Raw genomic sequence first — 9,572 nt, 5'->3', positions numbered from 1 at the left:
TGCGACGTTCGACTGCACCGACAATAACACCATGCGCGATGCGCGAACCGCAGGCCGCCTTGGCAGCAACGCAGCACTCCCTCCGAAAGCGTAGAAGATCATTAGGAAGTGAGCAGCTTGAAAGCAATTCAACGAATTGTCGTAGCAATAATTGAGGTGCTATTATTCTTAATAATTTGCTATGCCCTATCGGGATCATTTGAGTTCATAAGGAACACCAGCAGCCCCTTCAATCTGCTTTTTCTCTCCAGCGCAATATTCATCATTCTGGGAAAATATGTTTCAGAACCGTTTTTCACTACTCCATTAGGAGCCATCAGCAATTCAATTGCTGCTATTCTAATCCTTCTTGCCGTCAGCATCCCAGGCAACTTGTTGTTTTATTGGCCCATGATGGCTCTGTTCATTATGATTCTCGTATGCTCGATTGGCGTGCTTTTCCTTAACGTCGTCGATAGATTTCCGCGAATTAAACGCTGCCTGCTGTCAATATCATCAACCCTCGGGAAATCAAAAGTACTCTACTCATTCATCTATCTTTCTGGAGTGCTTTCTTATCTTAGAAACGATTCCGTTACTTTCGCGGTGATGGTTGTCGCATGGGTCATAGTGGCCTGCACGCCATTCTTCGAAGCGATAGTACGCATCCCCCTTAGCTTCACAAAGAAAAACCAGCATGAATCCCTAAAAGGATCCATCGTTGACTCAATCCTGGGAAAATACTATGTCGCATCGTTCCCTTCTGTAGACAAAACCTTGGAGGCCTCTTCCATTCTGCTCTTGTTGAAGCAAGGACGGAAGAATTGGATTGCATGCTACGTGAGCAAAATCGAAATCCTTCCTTCCGAAACAATAGTGTCAGGCATATGCATTCCGGAAATACTTATCAAAAACAGTGCAATCAACGACGAAAGCATTCGCGCAATTGCTGGGGATGGTCCTTTTGATGCTCTTTTGATCAACAAAAATGACATTGAGAACAGTTCATTAAATGCATTAGAGGAAAATCCCGTGTTCCTCTCCGCGCATCAAATCATTGGCTTCGTTGACGAGCAGTCCGATATCGAAACGATAAGGATAAGAGTTCTTAAAACAGAGTCAGACGATCTTTACCAGGTAATTCATGAAGGAGCCGTCGTCGAATCATCAATAAGGAATGAAAGAGTTCTGTACCAGATAATCAATGGCATCGATCGGGAAAACCAATGTAAAGCAATAGCACTGAGCCCGTTTGTTCACGCTTATGCCAAAAAGCTCGGCTCATACGACGCTGCTCGCAATATCATAAATAACGTAAAGTGGCTCCCCGAACTTGGCAGCCCCGTATATGTGCGAAATGACGGGGAGGACGATATGCCAGAGCTAGCAATTGGCAAGCTGCCTGGAACTTCATGCAGCATTTGCCTAAAGGATATCAATGCACTAATCACCCATAACACAGCAATTCTGGGAATCTTGGGTGTTGGCAAATCGTGCCTTTCTTTTGAGCTAATCCAAAAAATTACTCAAGCTGAGGCAACGCAAAACACAAAAATCATTTGTCTTGACCTAACCAATGAATACAGTAAAGCCTTAAAACAGTACGGTGTCTCAGTATGCAATCCAGATGACGAGGCAATTATTTTCGCTATTCAACAGGATTACCTGAAAGCTACAAAGTCAAAAGACGAGGGAGGAAATTCAGAAGCTTTCAGAAAGGAGATACGTAGCACCATCGAAACCTTTATGGGCGGGAGCTGCGATTATAGAGTTCTAGTAATAAACCCTGAAAAGTACGAAGTCAGTAAACAAACGACAGACGGAAAATCTTCGAATTACGGGAAGCCTCCATTTGACTTGACGCCCTTTGCCGATCTTACCCCAGCTGAGATAACCAGAATCATTTCCGAAGAAGCTCTTGATCACTGCAAATCATCTTTCACAGGAAAAGCCGAAGGGGCGAAATTGCTCCTAGTGTTTGAAGAGGCTCATTCCTTGGTTCCCGAGTGGTCGTCAGCCGCTAATGATGGAGATAGAAACGCAGCAAACGGAACAGCTAGGGTGATTCTGCAAGGAAGAAAATATGGGCTGGGATCCATGGTAATCACCCAGAGAACAGCGAACGTGTCTAAGAGTATCCTCAATCAATGCAATACAATATTTGCACTTAGGGTATTTGATGACACGGGAAAACAATTCTTGGAAAACTACGTTGGATCTGACTATGCAGCAATGCTTCCAACTCTCGAAGAGAGACACGCAATTGCCGCAGGAAAAGCCCTTAAACTTACCTGTCCGGTTGAAATCGAATTAAATGACAGAGAATCGCTGCTCTATTCCTCACCCTGCAACACACCGATGAATAAACTGAGTATCAAATGAGTACCAACCTGGCGCGAACTGTGTAAACTGGAACAAGGCTGAAGTCAATACAGCAACTTCAGCTCACTGCATCACCAAATGTTCAATGCGAGTGGGAGTAATAAAATAAGTATTTTATTTTCTCGATGATTTAATGGAGTAACGCGAGTCAGGAAGAGAAAACTGTGGCCAGAGATTTAGTAGTGCGCGCAACCAATAGCATTTTGGCTCATATTTCCTGCGGTGAATTTAGTGCAGAAAAACCGCTCCCTCCGGAGGCAGAACTAGCCGAACTGCTGGGAGTTTCGCGTTTAACTATGCGCGAAGCCGTACGCATACTGCAAGATCGCGGAGTGCTGAAAGTAGTGCACGGCCGCGGCACCTACGTGCGCCCGATATCTGAGTGGCGAGATTTAGCTACGATTGCCATCTTCCTCTCTCAGCAAATAGATCCTTTGGATTTAGGTTTTCAGTTGCTGGAAGTGCGCCGCATGATTGAAGTGGGCGCATCGGGCTTAGCTGCTGAGCGGCGCAGTGCAGATGATTTAGCAGCGCTTGCGGCAGATTTGGAGCGCTACGAGGAAGCCGCCGCCGCGGGAGACGTAGAAGCGGTAGTGGATGCGGATATGGATTTCCATCAGCATATTCAAGCTGCTTCAGGCAATCCGTTTATAAGTGCCGTCATGATGCCTTTAGAGAGTGCCTTGGCGCGGTCGCGTAGTGCTACTTCCGCAGATGAAAGGGTGCGGCGGCGCGCGCAGGGGCATCATCGCAATGTATATAAAGCTATATTGGCAGGGGATGCTAGTGCGGCAAAAGATGCGATGCGTGGGCATATGACGCAAACTGCCGAAGATTTAGGCAGTTTAAAATCGCGCAAAGCATAGTGAGCATAGCTAGAAAGTGCAGCTATAAGTGCGAGCTTAAGTTAAACGCGAGCCCTAATAAGCTACGAGCTAGCGGCGAGGAATGTCAAGCCACGAGAGCGCGGCAGTAAGCGGCAGTAAGCGGCAGTAAGCCACGAGCGAGCGGTAGGGCGTAAGTCATAAGCCGCAAATTGCCGAGATTGATTTCTAAATTGAAGCCCAGCGAGCACCTTTCGCATGCCGCATAGGCCGACTTTTCTTCATTCATGAACTGATTTGCTAATAAAGAGGGAAAAAGATACGCTAGCAATTAATCAGAGCTCAGAGCTCAGGGAGTAGCCAGGGTGGACTTATTTCATAACAATGCTACGAGGGGGTAGAAAGATGGCCATGTTTTTGCCGGAAATTCTCGCGGGGATACCGGAGAATCCGCAAACTACGGCAGCACAGGTGCGGGAAGCCCGCCAAAAAGCGCAAGATACCCGCGTATATGTGGTGCTAGATGACGATCCGACGGGTACGCAGTCAGTAGCTGATTTACCGGTACTCACTGCCTGGGAGCCGGCAGATTTTGCGTGGGCATTTGCCAGCGGAAAACCCGCCGTCTACGTAATGACGAATTCGCGTTCTCTTTCCTCCGCTGCGGCTGAGAAAGTGAATCGAGAAGTGGTATCTGCCGCTTTAGAAGCTGCTGCTGCCACTGATACGCAGTTAGCTTTCGTATCGCGTTCAGATTCGACGCTGCGTGGGCACTTCCCCTTGGAGCCGCTCACCATTATTGACGAAACTGAAAAATGCCGGCGCGCTCGCGCGGAAACGGCGGCCAAAACGGCGGCCAAAGCGGTAGACGGCATTATTCTCGTGCCGGCCTTCGGAGATGCCGGGCGCATCACTGTGCATGGTGTGCACTATGCTGGTGCAGAGAAAAGCGGATTTGTGCCGGTAGGAGAGACGGAATTCGCTAAAGATGCCAGCTTCGGCTATCGGGCTTCTTATTTGCCGGAATGGGTGGCAGAGAAGACGGAAGGGAAGATTCCTGCCGCTGCGGTAGGAGTGCTGGAATTAGCAGATATACGCACCAATTTGCCGCAGATTATAAGCCAACTAGAGGCGGCAGAAAATGGGCAAGTATTGGCGGCAGATATCGTCACCGAAGAAGATTTGCGCCAGCTAGCGCTAGCGCTAATTGCGGCAGAAGCTGCTGGTAAAGAATTTGTATATCGGGTAGGACCGCCTTTTGTGCGGGCTCGAATTGGCCAGAGTGTGCATGCGCCGCTGAATGACGAAGAAATTGCGAGCGCGCGCGGCGATCGGGAGTTAGCTGCGGGTGGCTTAATAGTGGTGGGATCGCATGTAGACCTCACTACTCGCCAGCTCAATCAGCTTCGCGAGCAGGAACAACTTCCGGAATTTGAGATTGACGTGCAGCAGGTGATAGATCCGGCGCTGCGCGGTGCGCATTTAGCGGAAATCGTGGAAAAAGCGGTGGCGGCGCTGCAGAGTGGAAATGCGATTGTGCGCACTTCTCGTAAATTAGTGAAGGGGAAAGACGAAGATGATTCACTAGCTATTTCCCGCGAAGTCTCGGCCGCAGTAGTGGAAGTGACGCAGAAAATACTGCAGGCCTGCCCGCCGCGTTTCGTGGTGGCAAAAGGTGGTATCACTTCCTCGGATACTGCTTCGAAAGGCCTTTCGATTCGGCGCGCCAAGGTGGTAGGGCCGATGCTGCCGGGAATAGTTTCCCTCTGGACGGCTCTCGAAGGCCCAGCGTTGGGGATTCCGTATATCGTATTCGCTGGAAACGTGGGCGATGAAACTTCGCTCGCCGAAGTAGTAAAGAAACTTTCTAAATAGCAGAGAAAGCCCGCAATAAAATTTCAAAAGAGAGATTAAATCGTGAAAATTGCTGTGATTGGCCTCGGGGCTATGGGATACCAGATGGCTACTTGCTTAGCTAAATCTTTTTCCGTAGTAGGTTACGATATTGCTTCTGAGCGTCTGGAACTCGCAGCGGAAGCGGGAGTAGATACTGCTACTTCGGCAGCAGCTGCGGCCACTGGCGCAGACGTGGTAGTGGTGGCGGTGCGTAATCGTGCCCAACTAGAAGAATTGCTCTACGGGAAAGATGCGATTGCGCCGGTGTTGAAAAAGGGAGCTGCTGTGCTGCTCACCTCGACTATCGGCATGCAGGCAGTAGAAAAAATCGCCGCTAAGCTGAAGAAGGAAGGAATTTACTTCATCGATGCCCCGGTATCGGGTGGCCCGGTGCGCGCTGGGAAAGGCGATCTGCTGATAGTAGTGGGGGCCTACGAGGATGCCTACGCTTTTGTGCAGCCAGTATTGGAGAAAATGGCTTCTACGCTGGTCTGGGTAGGGAAAGCCCCCGGGCGCGGGCAGGCTATGAAGACGGTAAATCAGTTGCTTTGCGGAGTACATATTGCCGCGGCTGGAGAAGCGCTCGCTTTAGCTGGGCATCTAGGTTTAGATCAAGAAGTAGTGCTGGATGCGTTAATGGCAGGAGCTGCCGAATCCTTCATGCTGGGAGATCGTGGCCCGCGCGCAATCGAAGCGTATCGGGGAGAGACCTCCGAAGTGAAATCGCGCCTAGATATTTTCGTAAAAGATATGGGCATAGTGACGGCGGCGGCCAAAGCGGCCGGAATTGCGGTACCAGTAGCGGCAGCGGCCGAGCAAGAGTATCTGCTGGGTTACGCCAACGGGCAAGGAGCTATGGATGATTCTTCCCTCATCCGCGTAATTGCTCCGGATACAAAGCCGTAGTGAGTACTGGACCACTATAAAAGCGGGGCGGCAGGATTTTCCTGCCGCCCCGCTCCGTTTAGTTAAACACTGGGATGGTCTTTAATTAGTTCGTCCGCTATCCCGTCAGTTATCCCGTTTTTTCTTGCGCCGCGTCAATAATGCCCAACTGCTTGCGCCAGTAAAGGCAATAATTCCGGCTCCGAGCAGTATCCACTGCCACAGCGGTGCATTTACCGTTTCCAATGTGCCATTTACTGGATCTAATAGCGCCAGAGGAGATTCGGCTGCTAAATCAGTTTCCCCGGCGGCTTTTTCTTCTGTATTGGAGCTCTGGGGGAGGAGAGAATCTAGAACCTGGGTATCTACCTCTTCTAAGGCGTTCGCGGCGCTATCTTCAAGCATATTTTCACTCTTTACCCTGGCATTCTCTCCTGCACTCTCTCTCGGTAAATTGCCGTTGAGGCGGCGCAGTAATTCTTCTATTGGGAGCGGCGCTGCACTGGCAGTGCCTGGAGTAGCTCCTTTCTGAGCAGAAGCAATAGCTTTATCTCCCACTAAAAAAGTAGCTTGCAGAGGCACTGAGAGCGATGTTCCATCTTTCAAATGTAGAGTGTAGAGAAAAGTGAGCTGGTATTTGCCCGGAGCAGTAAAATACATGGCTTGATGGTCATGCGTTGGCTGGGCGTAATGCAGGTGCAGATGCGGATCTGCCGAATCGAGGCGCTTGGCAAATCCGCCGGTGATAAGCGAATCGTTACCGCTAATAAAGCGACCCGGCCCCGAAAAATCAGTGATTTGCACGGTGACGCCGGCCGAATCGAGCTGCTCATAATCCACTCTTAGGGTGGAAAACCCTACCCAAGGTACTCCTTCTAGTTGCGCTTCTGGCAGCGCCCACACTCCCTGCGGAGCTAGCCGCCGCAACTCCGCATAACCCCGCGCATCCGCCGGTATTTGGCTATGGGTGCTATCGGGTACTGCGTAGGCAAAACTACCGGAAAGATGCTGGCGTGGTTGGCGCGGATCGGCAGTGTCTTCTACGAAAGTTTGTGCCTTGCCCGCTCGATATGCCAGAGCTTGATCCATGTGGCCAGCAGTGATTAGGTATTGCCGCGCGGAATTATCGGGGGTGTTTTCACTATCCGCGCCGGATTGCCCGGGCTGATTGGGGTTATCTGCGGGGAGAGGTGCATAATCTTTTTCCCCGGTGAGGTGGCGCAGCTCTTTAATAGTGGAATCGCCTACTGCAAAATAAAGCGTCTGAGATTTATAAGAAAAACGCCCAGTATTATCGGTGCTCTGTACATCGAAAGCCACTTCGTAGAATCCCGGGCGATCAAATACGTGTATAAGTTGATAGAGACTGCCGGCCGAATCGTATTGCTCTTCGGGGTAAGAAGCCGAATCGAGGAGCGGAGAAAAATTATCTTTCCCAGTATTTGCGCGTTTTTCTACCAGATATCTGGCTGATTCTGGTCCGTTAAATACGCCGATATTAAAAGAAACCGGCTCCGAGCGGTGCTCTTTATCTAGTTGGCGAAAATCAAAATTAAGACTGCTGTGGCGATCTGTAGCGCCTAAAATCCACCGTTTTCCCTGGGGAGTATCTTGCTGCAGAGAATCTGGTACCTCCAATACTGGATTCTCAATCCGTTTTCCTTCCTTGTTTTCGATGCTTGCCGCTACGCGACTAAAAGGCGTGCCGTCATCTTTTTTATCGGCAGTGAAATACCCGCGCAGAGTATAGGCACTAGGTGTGCTGGGATGAGGAAGCCAAGCTGCCTTTACTATCTGGAGAATCTGGGCGCGAGCCGCTGCTGGGCTGAGTGGAGCTGCGCCTGGGGCAGGAGTGGGGGTTTCCGTTAATTCGCCCGCTGCCTGCATCTGCGCGCGTAAATCTTCGGCTGCTACTTTTATTTCTCCTCCGGAGCTAGTGGTACCGGGCTTTAAGCCCACTTCCGCATCGCTTCCTACCAGCCAAGTAATATCACGGGGAGTGGTGGCAGTTTGCCCCTTATTCACATCTTCATAGTTGGCTTGGAAGCGTAGCCGGTAGGCGCCTGCTTCGGTGAAAGTCCAATTCCAATGCCCGTGTGCCCCTATTTTTAGCTGCAGAGGAGGCAAGTTTTCGCTCGTAGAGAGCCCGCGCGTCAGTTCTTTTTGCCCGATAGTGCGCCATACTTCCACTTTGCCGGGGCCTTCTGCCTGAAGTAGGGAAAGGGCTACTGCGCCATTTTTTATGTAATCCGGTAAAACTTTTTCGTGGGCGGTATCGAAAGCGCCAATTCCTGCCCACACCGGCCGCCAGTTATCTATCTGCTCTTGCGGTGCGCGCCAAATAATATCTCCCGGTTTACCCAAAAAAGCGAAAAGCGATTTTCCGGGCACCACCCAGCGAGATACTTCTACTCCGTCTTCTGCGCGGGCATCGGGAGCGAGGCGTACACACACAGAAGCGGGATCTTCGACGACGCTTTGCCCATCTACCACGCTGATATCCATTTTCCCAGCTATTTCAGTTACATAGGCGGCATCTACGTGAGAATGATGCAATAATTTTTTCCCGGCACAGATATGCGGTACTTTCCCTTGTGTATCCGGCGTAGCTTTCGGGTCGGCACCTGGCGTGCCAGCTGGTACGCGGTAATCGGCAGGGAGATAATCTCCATGCCCGGCCGCGCCAGCTTGATGATTACTTGCGTGAGCTTCGCTCGTCGTTGCCGTGGATGCCGGCATTCCGACATTTTCCACCGTCTGCGCAAAAGCTGGAATCGGTTTGAGCAGTAGCGCAGCGAGTAGTCCCGTAAATATTTGCCGTTTCCGCAATTTCATAGCACCTTCCTAACCATTCTCCTTACAATGATAACCGTTATCAATAAGGAGGGGAAGATAAAAGCTTATTTAGAATGTGAATTCGGGCGCATGGCAACTATTTAGGTGCGCAAGCTGGCAGTGATCTAGGTGCGCAAGTAGGTGAGTGTGAAATATAGGGTGTGCAGCTGAGTAACGGCAGTTGAGTGACGCGCAGTAGGGGCGAAAATCCGGGTATTAATTCGGAATTTTCTCTTCACATTTTGCGATAGCTGCCTCGAGAGCTTTATTATCCGCATCGGGAATCGGGGCGTTGAGTATATGCTCGAAATCGCCTGCCGCCAGCTTATTGGCTAATTCCACCGAGACAGTCCCGTAGCTTTCTGCTGCCACGCAAGTAATAAAGGAATCGTAGGATTTTTGTTCTGCCTCGGTCAGAATGGACTTTTGCTCTTCCTCGCTTAGGTTGGGATTTTTTTCAATCTTAAATAAAAAGCTACCCATTCCCGAATTATAGGCAGAGAAAGTAGGCTGCCCAGCAATATCGGCTGGAATCTCCACTTCCGGTAATTGCGGCAAATTAGAAGGGCTATCTGAATTTGCTTCTGCAGTGCTCGGAGCCGCAACGCTCTCGGCCTTTTTATCCGCACCAGCATTAGAATTATTAGCATCTCCGGAGGAGCAGGAAGCTACCCCACAAAGGAGCACTAGGCCAGCCGTCGCAGATAGAATTCTGGAAATGATACGCATCGTAACCTCACAAAACGATTCCCGTTAATCGTTAATATCACT

General features: G+C 50.2%; 7 protein-coding genes. 4 read left to right on the top strand and 3 right to left on the bottom strand.

Annotation, left to right across the window (positions count from 1 at the left end):
- The first annotated feature begins 108 nt into the window (after positions 1-108).
- Entirely contained in the window at positions 109-2,361 is a 2,253-nt protein-coding gene (locus Q0X35_RS04825) for a helicase HerA domain-containing protein (protein ID WP_297566107.1), read from the top strand.
- 164 nt (positions 2,362-2,525) lie between these two features.
- Positions 2,526-3,227 carry a FadR/GntR family transcriptional regulator gene (locus Q0X35_RS04820; protein ID WP_297566105.1) on the top strand — a complete coding sequence of 234 codons (702 nt, stop codon included), beginning with the start codon at positions 2,526-2,528 and terminating at the stop codon, positions 3,225-3,227.
- 85 nt (positions 3,228-3,312) lie between these two features.
- Here the strand turns inward: Q0X35_RS04820 and Q0X35_RS04815 are convergent, their stop codons facing one another.
- Entirely contained in the window at positions 3,313-3,474 is a 162-nt protein-coding gene (locus tag Q0X35_RS04815) for a hypothetical protein (RefSeq protein ID WP_297566100.1), read from the bottom strand.
- A 116-nt stretch (positions 3,475-3,590) separates the two neighbouring features.
- Between Q0X35_RS04815 and Q0X35_RS04810 the strand changes: the two genes are divergently transcribed.
- The gene (locus tag Q0X35_RS04810) at positions 3,591-5,060 is read left to right on the top strand and encodes a four-carbon acid sugar kinase family protein (protein ID WP_297566098.1); all 1,470 of its coding nucleotides are present in this window, start codon (positions 3,591-3,593) and stop codon (positions 5,058-5,060) included.
- 42 nt (positions 5,061-5,102) lie between these two features.
- On the top strand, positions 5,103-5,987 hold the full coding sequence (locus tag Q0X35_RS04805) for an NAD(P)-dependent oxidoreductase (RefSeq protein WP_297566096.1): 885 nt from the start codon (positions 5,103-5,105) through the stop codon (positions 5,985-5,987).
- A 105-nt stretch (positions 5,988-6,092) separates the two neighbouring features.
- On the opposite strand, the gene Q0X35_RS04800 is transcribed toward Q0X35_RS04805, so the two are convergent.
- Together Q0X35_RS04800 and Q0X35_RS04795 are read right to left on the bottom strand one after the other, a co-directional pair.
- Positions 6,093-8,801 carry a choice-of-anchor M domain-containing protein gene (locus Q0X35_RS04800; protein ID WP_297566093.1) on the bottom strand — a complete coding sequence of 903 codons (2,709 nt, stop codon included), beginning with the start codon at positions 8,799-8,801 and terminating at the stop codon, positions 6,093-6,095.
- 216 nt (positions 8,802-9,017) lie between these two features.
- Positions 9,018-9,530, bottom strand: a complete 513-nt coding sequence (locus tag Q0X35_RS04795) for a hypothetical protein (protein ID WP_297566091.1) — start codon at positions 9,528-9,530, stop codon at positions 9,018-9,020.
- Positions 9,531-9,572 lie beyond the last annotated feature (42 nt).

The organism is uncultured Arcanobacterium sp. (assembly GCF_947253055.1).
In the GTDB taxonomy this organism is placed as follows: domain Bacteria; phylum Actinomycetota; class Actinomycetes; order Actinomycetales; family Actinomycetaceae; genus Arcanobacterium_A.
The sequence above is the reverse complement of the archived record's forward strand: the minus strand, read 5'-3'. Positions and strand labels throughout refer to the sequence as shown.